The sequence below is a fragment of the Nocardioides sp. genome, assembly GCF_030150155.1.
Lineage (GTDB): Bacteria > Actinomycetota > Actinomycetes > Propionibacteriales > Nocardioidaceae > Nocardioides.
Genome location: NZ_JASLGR010000016.1, coordinates 126,611 through 146,880 on the forward strand (window position 1 = coordinate 126,611; position 20,270 = coordinate 146,880).

Genomic DNA, 20,270 nt, shown 5'->3' on the forward strand with positions numbered 1-20,270 from the left:
TTTTGACTCCTGACCTGAGGGAGAATCGTGCGTAGCAAGAGGAGATGGTCCCGAGACCGCTCGGCACAGATCCGGATCGGCGCCGTCGGCGTCGTGGCGGCCCTGGTCGTGGCGGGTGCGGGGACCTGGTTGCCGGGCGGCAACGCCGCCGTCGATCTCGATGTCGCCGCCGCCGGTCCTGACGGACCCGGCGTGACGTCGGGCTCGGTCAAGGTCGACTTCATCGCCACCGACCTGGACGCGGTGAAGAAGTACACCGGCTTCAACACCGCCGCGGTCGGCGACCAGCGGGCCCAGGTCCAGGCCCTCCAGGACTGGGTCAACGCCCACGGCGGCCTGGGCGGCAAGAAGATGGAGGCCCTCTACCGGCTCTACGACGCGCAGAGCGACTCGCCCGCGGCCGAGGAGCAGATGTGCAACAAGATCACGCAGGACGACAAGGCCTTCGCCGTGGTCATGACCGGTCAGTACCAGACCAACGCGCGGCCCTGCTACACCGAGCGGCAGACGATGGTGCTCGACGCCTCGCTCTACGCGATGAGCCAGGACTACTTCGCCGACGCCTCGCCCTACCTGTGGACCGCGAGCTTCCCTGAGTACGACGCCTTCGTGCGCTCCTACGTGAAGGTGCTCAGCCAGCAGGCCTTCTTCCGCGGTCAGAAGTCGGTCGGCCTCGTCGCCGCCGACTCCCCGCTCAACCGCTCCACGATCGAGCGACTGGCGGTGCCGCTGCTGCAGAAGGCGGGCGTCACGCCGGTGGTCTCCTGGGTCGACACCACCGACACCGGCACCCTGTTCGAGGGCCTCACCCAGGCTGCGGTGACCTTCCGCAGCAAGAAGATCGACAGGATCATGTTCCTCGGCGGCTCCCGTCTGGCCAGCATCTTCGCCAGCGTCGCGGCCACCCAGGACGGCTTCGCGCCGCGCTACGCGATCTCGAGCTTCGACAACCCGACGTTCTTCGTCAACAACCCCAACACCATCCCCGCCGGCACGATGGACGGGATGGTCGGGATCGGGTTCCACCCGCCCCAGGACATCCCCGACTCCGAGGACCCCTTCCCCAGCGGGAAGGCCGAGACCCAGTGCCTGGAGATCTACCGGGCGGCCGGGATCACCTTCGCCTCCCGCGAAGCGGCCCGGATCGCGCTGCCCTACTGCGACGCCACCCTGCTGCTCAAGCTCGGCGCCGACAACCGTGCCGCCGACACCGGCTTCAACGCCGCCGCGCTGACCCAAGCGATCGACGCCCACGGCAGCGAGTTCCAGACCGCGTCCGGCTTCGGCAACAGGCTCGGCGCGGGTGGCCGCGCCGCCTCGGGCGCCTATCGCGTACTCACGTACGACGAGGCCAAGGGGCACTTCGTCTACGTCGGACCGGAGGTTCCTTTCGATGAGGAGTGACACCAGTGGCGTCGCCCTGGCGTGCGCCGGGATCCGCGCCTCCTACGGCCCGGTGCAGGCGCTCTTCGACGCCAGCCTGCACGTCGAGGACGGCGAGATGGTCGCCCTGCTCGGCCCCAACGGCGTCGGCAAGTCCACCCTGCTCAAGGTGATCGGCGGGCTGCTGCGCCCCGACGCCGGCACCGTGCACCTGGGCGGCACCGACGTCACCACGCTCGCCCCGCGCAAGCGGGTGGCGCACGGCCTGTGCCAGGTGGTCGGCCAGGCAACGTTCCCGTCGCTGACCGTCGCCGACAACATCGCCATGCACGCCTACGGTGCGCCCGACCGGCGCTGGGCCAAGGAGGCCGGCGAGGCCGCGCTCGCGGTCTTCCCGCGGCTGCACGCCCGCCGCGACCAGCCCGCTTCGACGCTGTCGGGCGGGGAACGTCAGATGCTCGCACTGGCCAAGGCGATCGTCGTCGACGCCCGGGTGATCGTGATCGACGAGTTCTCGCTCGGCCTGGCCCCCGTGGTCGTGGGCGGGCTGATGGAGCTCGTCCGACGGCTCAACCAGCGCGGTAGCGCCGTGCTGCTCGTCGAGCAGTCGGTCAACGTCGCGCTCTCCCTCGTCGATCGGGTCTACATGATGGAGAAGGGCGAGATCATCGCCGAGGAGCGGGCCTCCGTGCTCGCCGCCGACCCGGAGCGGGTGCAGGCGCTGATGCTCGGTGGTCACGTCGACAGGTCGGCTCCCGAGGCTGTCGTACCGGCACCGGCTGCGGCCCGGGCCGAGGAGGTGAGCGCGTGATGGGCGGCTTCGACGTCGGTCTGGACCGGCTGGTGATCGGCCTGTTCACCGGTCTGACCTACGGCATGCTCGCCGTGGGCCTGGTGCTGGTCTACCGCTCCAGCCGGTTCGTGAACTTCGCGCACGGCTCGGTGGGCGCCTTCGGTGCCTCGATGCTCGCGCTCTTCGTGGGCGACCTGGGGGCGCCGTACTGGGTCTCCTTCGTGGTCGCCATCGTGATCGCCGGCCTGCTCTCGGCCTTCGTCGAGATCCTGGTCGTACGCCGTCTCGACGGACGCCCCAGCATGGTCGGGATGATCGCCACGCTGGGTCTGTCCCAGCTGATCCTGGTGATGGCGCTGCTGGTGAACTCCGACGGGGTCAGCGGCTTCACCTTCCCCAAGCCCACCGGACTGCCGACCTTCAAGATCCAGTCCCTGCCGATCGGCACGCCGTACGTCGCGATGCTGATCCTGGCGCCGGTGCTGATGGCCCTGCTGGGCTGGTTCCTGCGCCACCACCGGATGGGCATCGCCATCCGTGCGGCCGCCGACGACCCGGCGATCGCCGCCCTGGAGGGCATCCCGGCCCGCTGGATGGCGACCCTGGCGTGGGCGATCGCCGGTGGCATCGCGGCGTTCTCGGCGATCCTGGTCACCCCGACCACGGCCGGCTCCGGGATGGAGGGGCTCGGCCCGGACCTGCTGCTCAAGGGACTCGTCGGGGCCGTGATCGCCCGGATGTCGTCGATCCCGATCGCGATCGGCGCCTCGCTGGGCATCGGCGTGATCGAGCAGATCCTGCTCTCCAACCCCGACACGTCGGGGCTGGTGACCGTCGCGATCGCGGTGATCATCGTGATCGCGCTGCTGCGCCAGCCCGCCCTCGGCCGGGCGGGCCAGGACAAGGGCCGCTGGCGTCGCGTGGTGCTGCCGCCGCTGCCGCCGGCGTACCGCGCCGTGCGCAGCATCGTGTGGCTGCCGCGGGTCTGCGTGGCCGTCGGCGTCGTGGTGGCCGTCGGGCTGGCTCGGGTGGTCAGCAACGACACCGCCTCGGTGCTCACCCAGGTCGCCGGCTACACCCTGGTCGGGCTCAGCGTGGGGCTGCTGACCGGCCTGTCGGGCCAGCTCTCGCTCGGCCAGTTCGCCTACGCCGGGATCGCGGCCGCGGCCTCGATCCACGTCGCCTCGGCGACCGGGAGCTTCCTGCTCGGCCTGCTCTGCGGCATCCTGTCCGGCGCCGTCGCCTCGATCCTGGTCGGCATCCCCGCGATGCGGCTCAAGGGGCTGGCGCTGGCGGTGTCGACGCTGGCGTTCGCCCTGGCGACCGCCTCCTGGCTGCTGCGTCAGGGCGCCTTCCTCGGTGACGGCCTGGCCCCGGCCAAGCCGACCTGGTGGGGCAACCCGCTGACCTACGCCGTCGACTACTACTACTTCGCCGTGATCGGGCTGTGCCTGGGCGTGTGGGTGACCAACAACCTGCGCCACGGCGGTTTCGGCCGGGTGCTGCAGGCACTGCGGGACAACGAGCACGCCGCCCGCGCGCTGACCGTCGGACACCGCCAGCGCTTCATGCAGCTGTACGCCGTCTCCGGCGCGCTCGCCGGCCTCGGTGGCATCGTGATCGGCCACGGCCAGTCCCAGCTGACGGTCAACTCGTTCCCGGCCGACGCCTCGATCGACGTCGTCGCGCTCACCGTGATCGGTGGCCTCACCGTCACCCTCGGGCCCCTGGTCGGCTCGCTGCTGATCGTCGGCCTGCCCGGCCTGTTCGGGATGAACACCGCCGGTCAGGCGGTGCTGGCGGTCTCCTGGCTGCTGGTCGTGATCTTCCTGCCCGACGGTGTCGGCGGCGTCCTGATCGCCTTCCGCGACCGGGTCTACGACTGGCTCGCCCGCCGCGCCGGCCTCGACCCGCTGCGTGAGCGGCACGGTGTCGGCGACGTCGACGACCCGACCGACTCCGTGTCGCCGCTGCGCGCCCGGCCCCGCCTCGACCGGCTCGGCGCGAGCGCTCCGCCGGCGCTGTCCGACGACGGCCCGATCCTCAGCGTGCAGGGTGTCGGGCGCCGCTTCGGTGGCGTGATCGCCGTCGACCAGGTCAGCTTCGACGTCGCGCCGGGGGAGATCCTCGGCGTGATCGGGCCCAACGGTGCGGGCAAGACCACCTGCTTCGAGATCGTGGCCGGCTTCACCGACCCCGATGCCGGCCGGATCGTCTACGACGGCATCGACGTCACCGGCGCGACCCCGGAGCAGCGCGCCCGCGAGGGCCTCGTCCGCTCCTTCCAGGACGCGGCGCTCTTCCCGACGCTGACGGTGCACGAGACGGTGATGGTCGCCCTGGAGTCGGCCGAGCCGACCCCGCTGTGGACCTCGGCCCTCGGGGTGCGCTCGGCCGAACGGGACAAGGCTGTGGCGGCCGACGAGCTGCTGGAGCAGATGCGGCTGACGCGGTACGCCCGGCACACCATCGGCGAGCTCTCCACCGGCACCCGTCGGGTGGTCGAGATCGCCTGCATGCTCGCGCTCAAGCCGCGGGTGCTGCTGCTCGACGAGCCCTCGGCCGGCATCGCCCAGTCCGAGAGCGAGGCGCTGGGTGACCTGCTGCTGGCGATCCGCGACGAGCTCGGCACCACGATGGTGATCATCGAGCACGACCTGCCGCTGCTGTCGCGGCTGTGCGACCGGATGGTCGCGATGAACCTGGGCCGAGTGATCGCCAGCGGCACCCCGGACGCGGTCCGCAGCGATCCCGCGGTGGTGACGTCGTACCTCGGTGCCGACGAGGCCGCGATCCACCGCTCCGGTGCCCGGCTGGTCGCCGAGCAGTGCGGCGGCGAGGGCTCGGTGAGCGGCGACAGCGTGACGAGCAGCGACAGCACCGTGATCGACGGCGACCCGGTGCCGGCCCGATGACCGAGACGACGGAGCGAGACGACTGAGATGACCCCGACGACCCTGCCTGAGGAGACCGCAGTGACACCTCGATCGACGATCCGGCGCCTGAGCGGACGCGCCGCAGCGGTGGCCGCCGCCTTCGGGCTGGTGCTGGCCAGTGCCGCGCCCAGCTTCGCGGCGCCCTCCCTGACCGTGGACGCGACCTCGGGGCTGAAGGACGGTCAGACGCTGACCATCTCCGGCACCGGCTTCGCGGCCAACCTGAAGAGCATCGCGATCGGCCAGTGCGTGCAGGGCTACACCGGCCCGGCCGACTGCAACACCAGCGGTGGCGCCCAGTTCAAGAACGCCGACGCCTCGGGCAACGTCGCCTCCTTCTCCATCGTGGTCAAGGAGAAGTTCGGCAACCATGACTGCGCCAAGGAGGTCTGCCTGATCGCAGGCGCTCCGCTGCCGACCGGCAACACTGCGGCGGTGGTCAAGGCCAACACCTACGAGGTGCCGATCTACTTCGGTGACGCGGGCCCGGCGGCTCCGGCCACCACCGCTCCCGCGGCCCCGGCGGCCACCACCGCCCCGGTCGCGCCGGCGGCCCCGGTCGCCACCACGATGGCGACCTCGGCCCTGGCGATGACCTCGACCGCGACCGTCACCGGTGCCGTCACCCCGACCGGCTCCAACGGGGCGATCGGCTTCCTTCTGCTCGGGGCCGGGGCCCTGATCGCTGGTGGTGCCGGCGTGATGCTGACCCAGTCACGCCGGGTCCGTCCGGGAGGGGAGCGGTGATGCGTGGTTCACGTGCCGTCCGGGCTGCCCTGGCCGTCGCGACCGCGGGACTGACGCTGGGGCCGTGGGGTGCGCTGACGGCGCCGGCCTCGGCCGCCCCGGCGGGCGCTGCGGTCGGCACGGTGACGTTCAGCTGTCGGATCGGGAGCTTCCCGGCGTACACCTGGACTCCGACCGTGACGGTCTCGGCGGTCCGCCCGGCGAACTCCACGATGACGTCGCTGACCGGCCACGTCACCGACATGGCCGGCAAGGCGCCGGTGAAGCTCAACTACGACGCCAGTGACTCCCTGACGCTCGACCTCGACGGCACCACCGCCACCCCGACCGGCTCGGGGCACGTCAAGACGACGGAGATCTACCAGGACTTCGCCCTGCCCGACGTGAGCGGCACCGTCAGCTCGGCCGCGGCGACGGTCACCGTGACGGCGAAGAGCTTCTCCTTCCTGGTCGATCCGACCGGGATGAAGATGAGCGGCGTCTGCACCCCGACCGGGGCGGGCACGGTCGGCACGATGAAGATCGTCACCGGCGTGGCCCCGACCCCGACCGTGCAGCCGACCACCACCAGCTCGGCGACCGCCACCCCGAGCGCGTCGGCGACGGCGACCGCGACGGCCAGCGCGGATGCCTCCGGCACCCCGGCGCAGGGCAAGGTCACCTTCGCCTGCCTCCTCAACCAGACCAGCAGCAAGTTCACCTACCCGGTCACGATCGCGGTCTCGGGCTACCGCCCCTCGGGGTCGAGCACGCTCTCCCTGTCGGCCACCATGAGCGACATCCCCGGGATCGCGCCGGTGGTGGTCGACGGCACGATGGACGTCACGCTCGGGGTCACGGTCGGCGGTGCCAAGGCGAGCCTGACCGGGTCGACGCACGCCAAGGCGTCGCCGTACCAGGTGGTGCCGGTGCCGACCCTGACCGGCAGCGTGACCACCAGCGGGGACGACCTCACGGTGGTGGCGCGCTCCTTCAGGTTCTCCTTCCCCGACATGAGCATCGACGCCGACTGCACCGCTGCCACGCGCCTGACCAAGGTGATGAAGGTCGGCACCAAGGCCAGTACGACGACCACGTCGTCGACCAGCACCAGCGGATCGAGCAGCACCAGCGGGTCGGGCACCTCCTCGACGCTGCCCAAGACCGGCGCCAGCAACCTCGGCCTGATGCTCACCGGTGGCCTCGGCCTGGTGGTGATGGGGGCTGCGGGTCTGATCCTGGTCCGCCGGCTGGGCTGAGCCTGAACGACACCTGGCCAGAAGAAGAGCCTCCTGGATCTCCAGGAGGCTCTTCCTCTGGCCATTCATCTCTCGGTGGGCCCGAGCCTCGGTGGGCTCAGTAGGCGAACGAGCGCGACGCGGTGAACCCGGTCGCGCTCAGTGCTGCCACCGAGATCGGGGAGGACGGCGAGGCGATCTCGTCGCGGTACTCCAGGGGCGGCAGACCGTTCTCGGCCGACAGCGCGTCGAAGAGCTCGGCGTTGCGCGGGCCGACCTCGGGGTGGGTGAGGTTGAACAGCCCGCTGATCGGGTGCTCGACGGCGTGCACGATGGCGTCGGCGGCGTCCTCGACCTGGAGCCGGTAGAGCAGGGCGTCGGCGGAGAACGGCACCGAGCCGCCGAGGTACTGGTGGGCCATCTTCACCTTCTCCGCGATCGGCGGGTCACCGGCACCGAAGATGTCGCCGCAGCGGAACACCACGGAGCGGTCCCCGGCCGCGGCGTACGTCGCCTCCATCAGCAGGAAGTTGGCCGGGCTCGGGTCGGTGGAGTCGGTGACGGGGGAGGACTCGTCGATCAGGTCGAGGTGGTTGGCGGCGTCGCCGTAGACCGAGAGCGAGGACAGGGCGATCAGGCGGGTGGTCGGGGCGGTCGCCGCGACCACGTTCTCGGCGGTGCGGACCAGGATCTCGTGGTAGGTCTTGGCCCGGCCTTCGGGGTCCATCGAGCCCTGCGCCGAGGGCCCGGCGGTGATCACGACGGCGTCCTTGCCCTCGACCGCGGCGGTGACCTCGTCGAGGTTCGAGCCGCGCAGCACCCGGGCCGAGCCGAACCGCTCGGTCAGGGTCGCCACCTTCTCGGCCGAGGTGGCCGTGACGGTGACGTCGTGGCCCAGCGCGATCAGCCGCTCGGCGGTGGCGGAGCCGACGAAGCCGGCGCCGATCACGAGGATCTTCATGAGGTCTCCTTCATCTGTGCCAGCCCGGCCCGAACGGCGACGAGCTCGTCGACCCGCTCGGCGCCGAGGAAGCGCTTGGACAGTTCGTTCATCGGGTCGAGGGTGTAGCCGTAGGTGCGGACAGCATGATCGCGGGTGCGCAGGGCGGCGCGGTCGGCGGCCGGGACCTGGCGCTCGGCGGTCGCCTCGGCGACCCAGCCCAGCCAGGTGTCGACCCGCTCCATCACCGCGGCGCGCAGGGTGTCCACGACGCCCTCGGAGCGCTCGGCCATGTAGGAGTGGCCGCTGGGGGAGAGGAAGGCGCGCATGTAGCTGCCGTGGCTGACCGACCAGGTCAGTCGGTCGTCGCCGCGCAGCGCGAGCCAGGCGTCGTTGCCCGCGGTGTAGTAGCGGTCCAGGTAGTCGATCTCGGTCATCAGATCCCGGCGCGGGACCAGGTCGGAGTAGAAGAAGATCTGGGGCACCGTGCCGAACACGATGATCAGGTGCGGCACGTCGATGTGCGGGCCGAGCCAGACCTGGAGGTTCATGTCCAGGATCGAGGCGCTGCGGTTGCCGATCCAGGAGTGCACCAGCCACTCCGCACCCGCCTCGGCGTCGCCCGCGAACGTGTTGAGCGAGCCCTCGTAGTCCCCGGCCTCGGTCGACCAGGAGTCGAGTCCGGCGCTGCTGGGGTGGGGCTGGACGGGCAGAGCCGCCGTGATCTTCGCCTTGGCCTCGCTCAGGATCTCCCAGAACCGGGCCCAGAGGTCATGGCTGTCCACGTCTGGCGCCTCGGCCAGGAACTCGTGGATCGTCTTCGTCTGCGTGCTGTTGCTCACTCCGGCAGGATAACGATATATGATCTATTCTACTAGGAGGTGAAGGGATGATCGTCGTCGCCAGCCAGGCATGGAGCCGCCCGTCGGAGGAGCATGCACAGGCCTACATCGCGCTCAGTGGCGAGTTCGCCCGCTTCTTCGAGGCGCACCCGGGCTACCGCGGCCGCCGGCTCGTGCGCAGCACCGAGGACCCGTGGCACTTCACCCACCTGCGCTACTTCGACACCCTCGCCGACTACGAGGAGTGCACCGCCGCACCCGGCTACGTCGCCCACACCGAGGCGATGTATGCCCACCTCCAGCCCTACGACGCCTCCCGCGGCTACCCGCGCGAGGTGCTCGAGGTCGTGCTCGACGACCCCGACCCCCGAGGCGGCCGCTGATGGCGACCTTCGTCCTCGTCCACGGCGCCTTCCGTGGGGGCTGGGCCTGGCGGCGGGTACGTCGTCACCTGAGCGCCGCGGGCCACGACGTCTACGCCCCCAGCCTGCTCGGTGCCGGTGAGCTCGCGCCCCAGATCGGTGCGGTGACGGGACTCGACGTCTGGGTCGACCAGGTCGCGGCCCTGATCGAGCTCGAGGACCTCGACGACGTGATCCTGGTCGGGCACAGCCAGGGCGGGCTGGTCACCACCAGCGTGGCCGCCCGGATCCCGGAGCGGATCGCGGCGCTGGTCCACCTCGACGCCGCCGTGCCCGAGCCGGGGTGGCGCGCCGTCGACCTGACCCCCGGCGGTGCCCCCGCGACGTTGCCGCCGCGGACGGCAGTCGTGCCGCCCAGTCCCGTGCTGGAGGCCGAGCACGGCGGGGAGCACAACGCCGTCACCGCCGCCTGGCTCGCCGCCCGCACCACCCCCTCACCGGTCGCTGTCGCACTCGATCCGGTGCCGGCCGTGCCTGCCGAGGTGCCTGAGCACTTCGTCTTCTTCACCGACACCCCTGCGGGCTATCCCGCGGGCGTCGTACGGGCTCGACTGGCGTCGGCCTCCCATCCGTTCCGGCTGATCGACGCCGGTCACGATGCCCCGCTGAGCGACCCGATCGTGGTCGCTGCGCTCCTGCTGGAGCTGGCGGAGGCGCCACACGCATCACCACACGCACAGCGAAAGGACCCCACGGAGTGAACGTGCAACAGGGCTGGCAGGGCCGATTCTTCGAGGACTTCACCGTCGGTGACGTCTACCAGCACCCGCTGGGCAGGACCGTGACGGAGTACGACAACATCTCGTTCTCGCTGCTCACGATGAACACCAACCAGATGCACTTCAACTCCGAGTACGCCGCGAGGTCGGAGTTCAAGCAGCCGCTGGTGGTCTCCACGCTGACGGTGGCGATCGCGGTCGGGCAGTCGGTCACCGACCTGACCCAGAACGCGTTCGCGAACCTGGGCTGGGACGAGATCCGGATGACCCACCCGGTCTTCGCCGGGGACACCCTCTACAGCGAGTCGATCGTGCTGGAGAAGCGCGAGTCCGACTCGCGGCCGCACGCCGGCATCGTCACGGTCAAGACCCGCACCCTCAACCAGCACGGCGACGAGGTCTGCTCCTTCAAGCGGACGTTCTACGTCTACAAGACCGGTGCCGAGCAGCTGGAGGGGATCTTCCCCGACGGCAAGCGTCCGATCGAGGCCGGCACGGACCTCGACCAGAAGGCCTGAACCATGCGGATCACCTTCGCCCCCTGGGGAGAGACCCTGGCCGAGATGGCCGACGCCTCCCGGCGCGCCGAGCGTGCCGGGGCGGAGGTGATCTGGGCGCCCGAGCTGCACCGCAGTGCCACCATCACCGCTGCCGCGATCGCCCAGGCGACGACGACCGCGCAGGTCGGCACCGCGATCGCCCTGGCCTTCACCCGCTCGCCGATGATCACCGCGCTGGAGGCACTCGACCTCGACGAGCTCTCCGGCGGTCGCTTCCTGCTCGGCCTCGGCACCGGCGTCCAGCGCCTCAACGAGGACTGGCACCACGTCACCTGGGGCAAGCCTGTGGGCCACCTGCGCGAGACGGTCCGCAACATCAGGGCGTTCTGGGCCACCGCCACCACCCCCGAGGACCTCGCCCTGGACGGCGAGTTCGAGCCGATCCGGATCCGCGGCTACGAGCGTCCCTACCCGATCGTGCGCGAGCAGGTCCCGATCTACCTCGCCGCGATGGGCCCGGCGATGACCCGGCTGGCCGGCCGGATCGCCGACGGCTGGATCAGCCACGAGCTGTGCTCCCCGGCCTACCTGGCCGAGCGCACCCTGCCCGAGATCGGCGCCGGACTGGCCGCCGCCGGTCGCAGCCGCGACGACATCGAGCTGGTCGTCTCGGCCTGCTGCTCGGTCGACGCCGACCCCGCCGCCGCGATCGACCGGGTGCGCGGCCACGTCGGCTTCTACGCCAGCGTGCGCTCCTACGCCGACTTCTTCGCCTTCCACGGCCTGGCCGAGGCCCAGGCCGACGTGATCGCCGCGTTCCGCTCCGGCCAGGGCGCCGAGCATCTCGCCGCCGCGGTCACCCCGGCGATGGTCGACGCCGTCACCCTCAACGGCGATCCCGACCGGGTCGCCGAGCAGCTCGCCGGCTACCAGGGGCTGGCCGACGCAGTGAAGCTCTCGGCCCCCACCCACGGACTCACCCCGGCCCAGATCAGGGCCGGCCAGGACGCCGTCATCACGGTGATCGGCACGCTCACAGGAGGACGGCGATGAAGCCGCTCGCAGACATCCGGATCATCTCGCTCGAGCAGTACGGCGCCGGTCCGTTCGGTTCGGTCCACCTCGCCGACCTCGGCGCCGAGGTGATCAAGATCGAGGACCCGACCGTCGGCGGCGACGTCGGGCGCTACGTGCCGCCGTACTTCGAGGAGGAGGACTCGCTCTTCTTCGAGACCTTCAACCGGAACAAGCAGTCGATCTCGATCGACCTCAAGACCCCCGAGGGACGCGCGGTCTTCGAGGACCTGGTCCGCAACGCCGACGCGGTCTACTCCAACCTTCGCGGCGACGTCCCGGAGAAGATCGGGATCACCTACGACCAGCTCAAGCACCTCAACCCCGCCCTCGTGTGCTGCTCGCTGACCGGCTTCGGCATGACCGGCCCGCGCCGCAAAGAACCCGGCTACGACTACGTCCTGCAGGGGCTGGCCGGCTGGATGGAGCTGACCGGCGAACCCGACGGCCCGCCCACCAAGTCCGGGCTCTCCCTGGTCGACTTCTCCGGCGGGTACGTCGCCGCCCTCGCGCTGATGGCCGGCCTGCACGCCGCCAAGCGTGACGGCATCGGGATGGACTGCGACGTCTCGCTCTACGACACCGCGATGGCGATGCTGACCTACCCCGCCACCTGGCACCTCAACGCCGGCTACACCCCGGCCCGGACCTCGCACTCGGCACACCCGTCCCTGGTCCCGTTCCAGGCCTTCGAGGCCTCCGACGGCTGGTTCGTGGTGGGGTGTGCGAAGGAGAAGTTCTGGGCCCGCCTGGCCACCGAGGTCGGTCACCCCGAGTGGGCCGCCGAGGGCTCGCCGTACGCCGACTTCTCCGGGCGTAACGAGCGTCGGGTCGAACTGCTGGCCGCCCTGGACGCGATCTTCGCGACCCGGACGGTCGAGGAGTGGCTGTCGCGGTTCTATCCCGCCGGGGTGCCGTGCGGGCCGATCAACGACGTCGCCCAGGCCCTCAAGGACGAGCACCTGGCCGCCCGGAACATGCTCGTCACCACCGACCACCCGCGCTACGGCACCCTCACCCAGCTGGCCTCGCCGGTCCGGGTGGGCGCCGAGGTGCCGACGTACGTCAGGGCCCCGCAACGCCACGAGCACGCCCAGCGCATCCTCACCGAGGTCGCCGGGTACGACGAGGCTCGGATCGCCGAGCTCAGCGCGGCCGGGGCGTTCGGGGACGAGAACCGATGATCGCTCCCGCGCTGGCGGCCTGGGCGGTCGGGCCGCTGCGGATCCCGGCCGCCGTCGACGCCGCCGCGCTGCGCCACCTCCTGGACGGCCTCGGCACCGCGATCGGTGCTGCCCGCACCGGTGCCGCCCGCCCGGCCGTGACGGTGGCGCTCGGCCTGGGTGGACCGGCCGAGGCGACCATCCTCGGATCCACCGACCGGGTGTCGGCGGTCGCCGCGGCGCTGGCCAACGGCACCCTGGTACACGCCCTCGACTTCGACGACACCCACGCCGGGGGACTGGTGCATGCCACCTCGGTGGTGCTCCCGGCCGCGCTGGCGGTGGGGGAGCAGGTCGGCGCGCCCGGACGCGAGGTGCTCGACGCCACCGTGGTCGGCTACGAGGTGGCCTGCCGGATCGCCGCCGCCGCACCGAACGCGTTCCACGCCGGGGGACTGCACGCCACGATGGTCGCCGGGGTCTTCTCCGCTGCGGCCGTCGCGGCCCGGCTGATGCGCCTCGACGCCGCCACCGCCGCCGACGCCCTGGGCATCGCCGGCTCCCAGGCAGGCGGGCTGCTCGCCTTCCTTGCCGGGGGCGCCAGCACCAAGCAACTCCATCCCGGGTTCGCCTCCCAAGCCGGGATCCAGGCGGCCCGCCTCGCGGCGGCCGGTGCCAGCGGACCCGCGAACGTGCTGGACGGTCCGCACGGGCTCTACGACGCGCTCGCTCCCGCCGCCGTCGCTGCTGGACGGGTCCACCTCGACACGATCCTCGACGGCCTGGGCAGCCGCGACCCGGACCGCTGGGAGACCACGCGGATCGGGATCAAGCCGTGGCCCACCTGCCAGCTCGCGCACGCCACCATGGCCGCAGCCCAGGTCGCCCTGCAGCATGCCGGGGTCGGCGCCGACCAGATCGTGGCGCTGCGGGCCACCGTGCACCCCGACTCCGCGGCCGTGGTCTGCGCCACCGACCGCGACCTGACCCGCCCGCTGAGCGCGTACGCCGCCAAGTTCTCGCTGCCCTGGAGCGTCGCCGCACTCCTGGTCGACGGTGCCGTCGGCGTAGAGACCTACGCCGCCGAGCAGCTCGACCGTCCCGAGATCGTCGCCCTGGCGCAGCGGGTGCAGTGGAGCGTGCTGCCCGAGTCCCGGGTGCGTGGTGTCGCCGCGGATGCTGCGGGTGACGTCGTACTCGCGCTGGCCGACGGCCGCGAGTTCGTCGGCCACGCCGACCGCAGCCCGGGCGGCGGCACCGCCCCGCTCAGTGATGCCGCGCTGCTGGCGAAGCTGGCTGGCAACGTCGGCGCCGCCGCAGCCGGCGGGCTCGCTGCCGCCGTGCGGGACCTGCCCTCGGCACCTGGCCTCGATCACCTGATCGGCTGTGCCGCCGCCGCCGCGGCCGCCGCCGACCTCCCTCCGCACGACCCCGACTCCGTTCCAGACCCCGACTCCGACCCCGACGAGGAGCGCTCCGCATGACCCTCTCCGCGATCACACCCGCAGACTTCACCTGGTTCCCCTACGACGGCTTCACCTTCTGCCTCGGCCTGAGCGAGGGGGAGAACGCCTGGACCTCGGGCCACACCTCGGCCCGCCAGGACCCGGCGATCGGGAAGATGACCGTCGACGGCACGATGGCCGAGCAGGCCCGGATCGCCTACGACAAGTGCCTCACCATCCTGGCCGCCGCCGGCTTCGGTCCCGAGGACGTCACCCGGGTGAGCGAGAACATCACCGCGGCCGGCTGGGAGTCCTACCCCGAGGCCGCCGCCGAGCGGATCTGCCGGCTCGGCGACCGGCCGACGGTGCGCACCGTCGCCGTCGAGCGCCTGGTCCGGCGCAACGCCCTGATCGAGGTCGAGCTGCATGCCACTCGGGGCGGTGGCCGTCAGCTGCTCGCCGCCTCGGCCGGTCGCCGTGACGGGAACCTGGTCGCCTCGGCCATCACCGAGGGCCCCGACGGCGTGGTCTACCTGCCCACCGTGGTGCCGATCGACGACGCCGGGGAGGTGGTCTTCCCCGGCGACTTCGTGGCCCAGTACCGCTACGTGCTGGAGAAGGCAGGCGAGCTGCTGGAGTCGGTCGGTCTGACGCTGGGCCATGCCGTCACGACCTTCGACTACTCCACGCCGGAGACCCGCGACGTCTACCGCAAGACGCACTGGGTCCGCAAGGAGCTGCTGGGCCACAACGACGGCCACGTCTTCCCCTGCGCCGGCGGCATCCTGATGAGCCGGCTGCACGCGCCGGGGGTGATGGTCGCGATGGACGTGACCGCCTCGCGCCGGCCGCTGGAGCTGGTCAACCCCGGCTGGTCGCGCTACGACACCCTCACCTACGCGCCCGGGATCAAGGCCGGACGGATGCTCTTCATGTCCGGCTTCGCCTCCCTCGACATGGAGTCCCAGAAGGCGCTGCACGACGGTGACCTGGGCAAGCAGGCCGAGGTGACCTACGGCGCGATCGTGCACCTGCTGGCCTCGGAGGGGCTCGCGGTCACCGATCTGCTGGAGACCACGGAGTACTGCGTGGAGTCCTACGTCGGTGACTACAAGGCGGTGGCCGACGTACGGGAGCGGCTGCTGAGCGCGCCGTGGCCGGCCTCGACCGGGGCGTTGTGCCACTCGCTGCTGCGCCCCGAGTTCGGCCTGGAGGTCTTCCCGACGGCCCTCTACCCGGCCGACCATCCGCGGATCGCGGGAGTGCCGGAGGAGGGACAGGCATGACGAACTCCCTGCTCACCGACGACGTCCTCGCCCTGCGCGGACGGACCGTGACCTACACCGCCCCCGACCCCGCCGGTGCTGCCGCCGGCCGCTACTTCGGGCTCGCGATCGGGGACGACAACCCGCTCTACAGCGATGGTGAGTACGCCCGCGCCCACGGTCTGGCCGGGCCGACCTGGCCGCTGACCCTGATCTGCGAGACCAACCAGTACGCCGCTCTCCCGATCGATGCCGACGGGTACGCCGGCCACACCTGGGGGCTCGACCTGCCGGGCACCCGCCAGGTCCGGGGTGGGAACTCCTACGTCTTCCACCGCCGGATCCGTCCCGACGACGTGATCGTGGCGACCTGGTCGATCGACGACGTCGTCGGGAAGGTGACCGGCTCGGGCAACGAGATGGTGATCATCACCTCCACGGCCCGCTACGCCACCGACACCGGCGAGCCGCTGGCGGAGAACACCGAGACGATCATCTTCGTCGGCCTGGCGAAGCGCCCTGCGACGACGGGACCGACGCGATGAGCACCGTGCAGCACGACACCATCACCGTCGGCGACACCGTCCCGGCACTGGAACGGACCATCACCCTGGTCGACATGGTCGCCTACGCCGGTGCCACCTGGGACTGGTACCGCTCGCACTACGACCCGGCCTTCGTCGAGGCGGCGAAGCTGCCGGCCCCGATGGTCGACGGCCAGGTCTTCGGTGCCCTGCTGGTCGAACAGCTCCAGGACTGGCTGGGGCCGCTGTGCTTCGTCAGCGAGCTCTCCTTCACGTTCAAGAACCTGGTCTTCGCCGGGGAGACGGTGCGCTGCGAGGGCACCGTCACCGAGGTCGAGGAGGGGCTGCTGCGGGCCGACCTGCAGGTGGTCGTGGTCGCCGAGGACGGCACCGCGGGACGGGTCGCGGCCGGGGCCGGGCGGGCCGTCGTACTGCTCGGAGTCGCCGACGGTCCAGGGGCCGGCCGGTGAGCGCGCTGCTCGACGCCCGCGGGGCGTCCCGGGTCGCCATCGTCGGGGCCGCCGAGTGCGATCTGGGCGTGACGAACAAGTCGATCCTCACCCTGCAGTCCCAGGCCGTCACCCGTGCCCTGGCCGACGCCGGCCTCACCCTGGCCGACGTGGACGGAATCGCCACCAACGGCATCTCGCGGTTCTCGGCCACCCACCTGGCCGACTACCTCGGGGTGGTGCCGACCTGGACCGAGTCCACCTTCGCCGGGGGCAGCGCCTTCGAGATGTACCTGGCCCGCGCCACCCAGGCGATCCAGGCCGGCCAGGCCTCGGTGGTGGTGATCTCGTACGCCTCCAACCAGCGCTCGGCCAAGTCGCGCAAGCTCGGCGGCGTCCACGAGCCGTGGGTGCCCGAGGCGATGTTCGAGGAGCCCTACGACATCCTCTATCCGCTGTCGTACTACGCGATGGCGGCCCAGGCCTACCTGCACCGCTACGGCGGAACCCGGGAGCAGCTCGCCGAGATCGCGGTCGCCGCCCGGGATTGGGCGCTGCTCAACCCGGCCGCGTTCCGCTTCGGCAAGGAGTCGCTCACCGTCGACGACGTGCTCGGCGCCACGATGATCTCCTCCCCGCTCACGACGGCCGACTGCTGCCTGGTCACCGACGGCGGCGGGGCGGTGGTGGTGACCTCCCTGGAGCGCGCCCGTGACCTGGCCCAGGTCCCGGTCGAGGTGCTCGGCTACGGCGAGCGCACCACCAACACCTCCTTCACCGCGGTCGCCGACCTGGCCGTGCCGGGCGCCCGGGGTGCCGTCCTCGACGCCTACCGCCGGGCCGGGATCAGCGCCGCCGACGTCGACGTGGCGCAGGTCTACGACTCCTTCACCATCACCGCCGCGCTCAGCGTCGAGGCGCTGGGGCTGTGCGGGGAGGGGGAGGCGCTCGACTTCATCGCCGAGGGCCGGATCCGGCCCGGCGGAGCGTTCCCGCTCAACACCTCCGGCGGTGGCCTGTCCTACTGCCACCCCGGCCAGTTCGGGGTGCTGCTGCTGGTCGAGGCGGTCCGCCAGCTGCGCGGGGAGTGCGGGGCACGCCAGGTCCCCGGCGCCGAGATCGCCGTCGCGCACGGCACCGGCGGCATCCTCTCCACCCACGCCACCGTCGTGCTGGGAACCGACCGAGGGAGTCGACGATGAGTGACCACAGCGGACACCTGACCTGGATCCCGGGCGAGATCCCGCCGATCGACGAGATCACCGCGGAGTACTGGGAGGCCACCGGCACCCACCGGCTGACCCTCCAGTTCTGCACCGCCTGCGCCCGGGTGCAGCACCCGCCCAAGGCGCTGTGCACCGGCTGCGGGGCGATGGAGCGCTTCGAGCAGATCGAGGCGGTCGGGACCGGCGTCGTGGACTCCTTCACCGTGGTCCACCGGGCACCGCGCCCCGACGTCGAGGTGCCGTACACGATCGCCCGGGTCCGCCTGGTCGAAGGCCCCGTCGTGCTGACCCGCCTGGAGCCCGCCGTACCCGCTCCGGACGGGTGGTCCATCGGCGACCCGGTCGCCGTGGACTGGCTCGACCTCCCGGGCGGTCGCGCCCTGCCGTACTACCGCTCGGCCGTCTCGCGCTGAGCCCCTGCCAACACAAGGAGTAACTGATGGACTTCACCCTCGATGAGGACCAGCGCGAGTTCAAGGCGCTGCTGCGTCAGTTCGTCGACAAGGAGATCGTCCCCGTCGCCCGGGAGTGGGAGCAGTCGGGGCGCTACCCGACCGAGATCGTCGACGGGATGAAGGAGATGGGCCTGTTCGGCATCACCGTCCCCGAGGAGTACGGCGGTCTCGACCTCGATCCGGTCGCGTTCGCGCTCGTCTTCGAGGAGATCGCGCGCGGCTGGATGGGGATCGCCGGGATCCTCGGCTCGCACTCGCTGGCCTGCCGCCTGATCACCATGCACGGCACCGAGGAGCAGAAGCAGAGGTACCTGCCCGACCTGGCCACCGGCAAGCGCCGCACCGGGATCGGACTGACCGAGCCCGACGCCGGCACCGACCTGCAGGGGATCAGGACGACGGCGCGCTACGTGGGCGACCCCGGCGACGAGCACTACGTCGTCAACGGCTCCAAGATGTGGATCACGAACGCCCGGTACGCCGACCCGCTGCCGGTCCTGGTCAAGACCGACCCGTCCGCGACGCCGGCCCACCGTGGCATGAGCGTGCTGCTGATCGAGGCCGGGACGCCGGGGTTCGAGGTCACCAAGGACATCCCGAAGCTCGGCTACAAGGGCACCGAGTCCTGCGAGATCACCCTGACCGACGTCCGGGTGCCGGTCGCGCAGCTGGTCGGCGGCGTGGAGGGCAAGGGCATGCAGCAGGTGCTCTCGGCCCTGGAGTGGGGGCGGGTCAACATCGCCGCCCGCTCGGTTGGGATCGCCCAGCGGGCCTATGAGGAGGCGCTGTCGTACTCCCAGCAGCGCAAGGCGTTCGGTCAGCCGATCTCGGAGTTCCAACTTGTCGCCGCCAAGATCGGTGAGCTCGGCACCCAGGTCCAGGCCGCCCGTCTGATGGCGTACTGGGCCGCCGACGCGGTGCGTTCGGGTCGCGCCGACGGGGCGACCGGGATGGCGAAGATCTTCTGCTCCGAGGTGGCGCTCCAGGCCGCGATCGACGCGCTCAAGGTGCACGGCGGCTACGGCTACTCCACCGAGTTCGAGGTCGAGCGGCTCTACCGGGACTCGATCCTGATGAGCATCGGGGAAGGGACCAACGACATCCTGCGCACGGTCGTGGCGAAGTCGCTGCTGAAGGGGGAGACCCGTGTCGGCTGAGGTGGGTGCGGGACAGGGGCAGTCGGCGACGCTCGCGCGGCTGGCCCGGCTCTCCCGCTCGGCGCTCTACGTCCCCGGGGATGCGCCCGACAAGCTGCGCAAGGCGCTCGACCGGGGCGCCGACGAGCTGATCGTCGACCTCGAGGACGCGGTCGTGGCCGAGCGCAAGCCCTTGGCCCGCGACGTGATCGCCGCCTGGCTGGAGGGGCTGGCGCCCAGCGACGTACGGATCTGGGTGCGGATCAACGCCGGGGCCGAGCGCGAGGCCGACCTTGCGGCCCTGGCCGGATGCGAGGGCATCGACGGCTTCGTGGTCGCCAAGACCGAGGGGGCCGCCGAGCTGGTCAAGGTCGACCGGCTGCTGGAGGCCGCCGGGTCGTCCGCGGTCGTGGTGCCGCTGCTGGAGAGCGCCAACGCGATCCTCGCCGCCCACGCGATCGCCGGGGCGCCGCGGGTGCACCGGCTCCAGATCGGCGAGGCCGACCTGCGCGCCGACGTCGGGATCACCCCCGGGGACGACGAGCGCGAGCTGCTCTACTCCCGCTCCCACGTCGTCTTCGCCTCCCGTGCCGCCGGCATCGCCCCACCGATCGCCCCGGTCTCCACCGAGTTCCGCGACCTGGACGCCCTGCGCGCCTCGACGGCAGCCCTGGCCCGCCTCGGCTTCGTCGGCCGTGCCTGCATCCACCCCGCCCAGGTGGCGGTGGTCAACGAGGTCTTCACCCCGACCCCCGCCGAGATCGCCGAGGCTCGGCAGATCCTGGCCGCCCTCGCCGCAGCCGGGGGAGGCTCGGGGGTCGCACTCGACGCGCGGGGCCGGATGATCGACGAGGCCGTAGCCCGCCAGGCTCGCCAGCTCCTCGCCCGCGCCTAGCCGACTTCCGGGTTCACCACGCCCGACTTCCGGGTTCACCACGCCCGACTTCCGGGTTCACCACCGCCCAGTTCCGGGTTCGCCACCCTCGGTGGCGGGCCCGGAACGCGAAATTAACGGCCTTGTTTCAACGGACCCC

The 20,270-nt window shown here is 71.5% G+C and carries 20 protein-coding genes; 18 read left to right on the top strand and 2 right to left on the bottom strand.

Annotated elements, in window-relative coordinates; all coding sequences use genetic code 11:
• Nucleotides 1-27: 27 nt before the first annotated feature.
• The 5 genes from Q1V88_RS03755 to Q1V88_RS03775 are packed head-to-tail and all read left to right on the top strand — an operon-like array spanning nt 28 to nt 7,097.
• The gene (locus Q1V88_RS03755) at nt 28-1,404 is read left to right on the top strand and encodes an ABC transporter substrate-binding protein (protein WP_300678067.1); all 1,377 of its coding nucleotides are present in this window, start codon (nt 28-30) and stop codon (nt 1,402-1,404) included.
• Complete coding sequence (locus Q1V88_RS03760; protein WP_300678070.1) at nt 1,394-2,194, top strand: ABC transporter ATP-binding protein; 801 nt, start codon at nt 1,394-1,396, stop codon at nt 2,192-2,194. Before Q1V88_RS03755 ends, Q1V88_RS03760 begins: the two co-directional genes overlap by 11 nt.
• Complete coding sequence (locus tag Q1V88_RS03765; RefSeq protein WP_300678073.1) at nt 2,194-5,091, top strand: branched-chain amino acid ABC transporter permease/ATP-binding protein; 2,898 nt, start codon at nt 2,194-2,196, stop codon at nt 5,089-5,091. The genes Q1V88_RS03760 and Q1V88_RS03765 overlap by 1 nt, the downstream gene beginning before the upstream one ends.
• 27 nt (nt 5,092-5,118) lie before the next feature.
• A complete protein-coding gene (locus Q1V88_RS03770) occupies nt 5,119-5,859 on the top strand; it encodes a neocarzinostatin apoprotein domain-containing protein (RefSeq protein WP_300678075.1) in 741 nt (246 codons plus the stop codon).
• Complete coding sequence (locus Q1V88_RS03775) at nt 5,859-7,097, top strand: LPXTG cell wall anchor domain-containing protein (RefSeq protein ID WP_300678077.1); 1,239 nt, start codon at nt 5,859-5,861, stop codon at nt 7,095-7,097. The genes Q1V88_RS03770 and Q1V88_RS03775 overlap by 1 nt, the downstream gene beginning before the upstream one ends.
• A 97-nt stretch (nt 7,098-7,194) precedes the next feature.
• On the opposite strand, the gene Q1V88_RS03780 is transcribed toward Q1V88_RS03775, so the two are convergent.
• Together Q1V88_RS03780 and Q1V88_RS03785 are read right to left on the bottom strand one after the other, a co-directional pair.
• Nucleotides 7,195-8,037 (bottom strand): NAD(P)-dependent oxidoreductase, encoded by an 843-nt coding sequence (locus tag Q1V88_RS03780; protein ID WP_300678080.1) that lies wholly within the window; start codon nt 8,035-8,037, stop codon nt 7,195-7,197.
• Nucleotides 8,034-8,858 (bottom strand): hypothetical protein, encoded by an 825-nt coding sequence (locus tag Q1V88_RS03785; protein WP_300678083.1) that lies wholly within the window; start codon nt 8,856-8,858, stop codon nt 8,034-8,036. Before Q1V88_RS03785 ends, Q1V88_RS03780 begins: the two co-directional genes overlap by 4 nt.
• A 47-nt stretch (nt 8,859-8,905) precedes the next feature.
• On the opposite strand from Q1V88_RS03785, the gene Q1V88_RS03790 reads away from it, so the two are divergent.
• The 13 genes from Q1V88_RS03790 to Q1V88_RS03850 are packed head-to-tail and all read left to right on the top strand — an operon-like array spanning nt 8,906 to nt 20,131.
• Complete coding sequence (locus tag Q1V88_RS03790) at nt 8,906-9,241, top strand: antibiotic biosynthesis monooxygenase (RefSeq protein ID WP_300678085.1); 336 nt, start codon at nt 8,906-8,908, stop codon at nt 9,239-9,241.
• Entirely contained in the window at nt 9,241-9,981 is a 741-nt protein-coding gene (locus tag Q1V88_RS03795; RefSeq protein WP_300678088.1) for an alpha/beta fold hydrolase, read from the top strand. Before Q1V88_RS03790 ends, Q1V88_RS03795 begins: the two co-directional genes overlap by 1 nt.
• A complete protein-coding gene (locus Q1V88_RS03800) occupies nt 9,978-10,517 on the top strand; it encodes a MaoC family dehydratase (protein WP_300678091.1) in 540 nt (179 codons plus the stop codon). The genes Q1V88_RS03795 and Q1V88_RS03800 overlap by 4 nt, the downstream gene beginning before the upstream one ends.
• 3 nt (nt 10,518-10,520) lie before the next feature.
• Nucleotides 10,521-11,552: an LLM class flavin-dependent oxidoreductase gene (locus tag Q1V88_RS03805; RefSeq protein ID WP_300678094.1), complete on the top strand. Its 1,032-nt coding sequence runs from the start codon at nt 10,521-10,523 to the stop codon at nt 11,550-11,552.
• Nucleotides 11,549-12,757, top strand: coding sequence for a CoA transferase (locus tag Q1V88_RS03810; RefSeq protein ID WP_300678096.1), 1,209 nt, complete (start codon nt 11,549-11,551; stop codon nt 12,755-12,757). Before Q1V88_RS03805 ends, Q1V88_RS03810 begins: the two co-directional genes overlap by 4 nt.
• Entirely contained in the window at nt 12,754-14,220 is a 1,467-nt protein-coding gene (locus Q1V88_RS03815; protein ID WP_300678099.1) for an MmgE/PrpD family protein, read from the top strand. The genes Q1V88_RS03810 and Q1V88_RS03815 overlap by 4 nt, the downstream gene beginning before the upstream one ends.
• Nucleotides 14,217-15,467 (top strand): RidA family protein, encoded by a 1,251-nt coding sequence (locus Q1V88_RS03820; protein ID WP_300678101.1) that lies wholly within the window; start codon nt 14,217-14,219, stop codon nt 15,465-15,467. The genes Q1V88_RS03815 and Q1V88_RS03820 overlap by 4 nt, the downstream gene beginning before the upstream one ends.
• The gene (locus Q1V88_RS03825) at nt 15,464-15,991 is read left to right on the top strand and encodes a MaoC family dehydratase N-terminal domain-containing protein (RefSeq protein ID WP_300678104.1); all 528 of its coding nucleotides are present in this window, start codon (nt 15,464-15,466) and stop codon (nt 15,989-15,991) included. Before Q1V88_RS03820 ends, Q1V88_RS03825 begins: the two co-directional genes overlap by 4 nt.
• The gene (locus Q1V88_RS03830; RefSeq protein ID WP_300678106.1) at nt 15,988-16,440 is read left to right on the top strand and encodes a MaoC/PaaZ C-terminal domain-containing protein; all 453 of its coding nucleotides are present in this window, start codon (nt 15,988-15,990) and stop codon (nt 16,438-16,440) included. The genes Q1V88_RS03825 and Q1V88_RS03830 overlap by 4 nt, the downstream gene beginning before the upstream one ends.
• Nucleotides 16,437-17,621: an acetyl-CoA acetyltransferase gene (locus tag Q1V88_RS03835; RefSeq protein ID WP_300678109.1), complete on the top strand. Its 1,185-nt coding sequence runs from the start codon at nt 16,437-16,439 to the stop codon at nt 17,619-17,621. Before Q1V88_RS03830 ends, Q1V88_RS03835 begins: the two co-directional genes overlap by 4 nt.
• On the top strand, nt 17,618-18,058 hold the full coding sequence (locus tag Q1V88_RS03840; protein WP_300678112.1) for an OB-fold domain-containing protein: 441 nt from the start codon (nt 17,618-17,620) through the stop codon (nt 18,056-18,058). Before Q1V88_RS03835 ends, Q1V88_RS03840 begins: the two co-directional genes overlap by 4 nt.
• Nucleotides 18,059-18,084: 26 nt before the next feature.
• The gene (locus Q1V88_RS03845) at nt 18,085-19,257 is read left to right on the top strand and encodes an acyl-CoA dehydrogenase family protein (protein WP_300678115.1); all 1,173 of its coding nucleotides are present in this window, start codon (nt 18,085-18,087) and stop codon (nt 19,255-19,257) included.
• Nucleotides 19,247-20,131 (top strand): CoA ester lyase, encoded by an 885-nt coding sequence (locus tag Q1V88_RS03850; RefSeq protein ID WP_300678118.1) that lies wholly within the window; start codon nt 19,247-19,249, stop codon nt 20,129-20,131. The genes Q1V88_RS03845 and Q1V88_RS03850 overlap by 11 nt, the downstream gene beginning before the upstream one ends.
• Nucleotides 20,132-20,270 lie beyond the last annotated feature (139 nt).

What these genes read in the sequence shown, in the direction of transcription:
- Q1V88_RS03770 (WP_300678075.1), top strand. Translation starts at nt 5,119, where the DNA reads ATGACCCCGACGACCCTGCCTGAGGAGACCGCAGTGACACCTCGATCG.
- Q1V88_RS03760 (WP_300678070.1), top strand. Translation starts at nt 1,394, where the DNA reads ATGAGGAGTGACACCAGTGGCGTCGCCCTGGCGTGCGCCGGGATCCGC.
- Q1V88_RS03815 (WP_300678099.1), top strand. Translation starts at nt 12,754, where the DNA reads ATGATCGCTCCCGCGCTGGCGGCCTGGGCGGTCGGGCCGCTGCGGATC.
- Q1V88_RS03805 (WP_300678094.1), top strand. Translation starts at nt 10,521, where the DNA reads ATGCGGATCACCTTCGCCCCCTGGGGAGAGACCCTGGCCGAGATGGCC.
- Q1V88_RS03845 (WP_300678115.1), top strand. Translation starts at nt 18,085, where the DNA reads ATGGACTTCACCCTCGATGAGGACCAGCGCGAGTTCAAGGCGCTGCTG.
- Q1V88_RS03840 (WP_300678112.1), top strand. Translation starts at nt 17,618, where the DNA reads ATGAGTGACCACAGCGGACACCTGACCTGGATCCCGGGCGAGATCCCG.
- Q1V88_RS03830 (WP_300678106.1), top strand. Translation starts at nt 15,988, where the DNA reads ATGAGCACCGTGCAGCACGACACCATCACCGTCGGCGACACCGTCCCG.
- Q1V88_RS03795 (WP_300678088.1), top strand. Translation starts at nt 9,241, where the DNA reads ATGGCGACCTTCGTCCTCGTCCACGGCGCCTTCCGTGGGGGCTGGGCC.
- Q1V88_RS03765 (WP_300678073.1), top strand. Translation starts at nt 2,194, where the DNA reads ATGGGCGGCTTCGACGTCGGTCTGGACCGGCTGGTGATCGGCCTGTTC.
- Q1V88_RS03790 (WP_300678085.1), top strand. Translation starts at nt 8,906, where the DNA reads ATGATCGTCGTCGCCAGCCAGGCATGGAGCCGCCCGTCGGAGGAGCAT.
- Q1V88_RS03775 (WP_300678077.1), top strand. Translation starts at nt 5,859, where the DNA reads ATGCGTGGTTCACGTGCCGTCCGGGCTGCCCTGGCCGTCGCGACCGCG.
- Q1V88_RS03825 (WP_300678104.1), top strand. Translation starts at nt 15,464, where the DNA reads ATGACGAACTCCCTGCTCACCGACGACGTCCTCGCCCTGCGCGGACGG.
- Q1V88_RS03780 (WP_300678080.1), bottom strand. Translation starts at nt 8,037, where the DNA reads ATGAAGATCCTCGTGATCGGCGCCGGCTTCGTCGGCTCCGCCACCGCC.
- Q1V88_RS03810 (WP_300678096.1), top strand. Translation starts at nt 11,549, where the DNA reads ATGAAGCCGCTCGCAGACATCCGGATCATCTCGCTCGAGCAGTACGGC.
- Q1V88_RS03820 (WP_300678101.1), top strand. Translation starts at nt 14,217, where the DNA reads ATGACCCTCTCCGCGATCACACCCGCAGACTTCACCTGGTTCCCCTAC.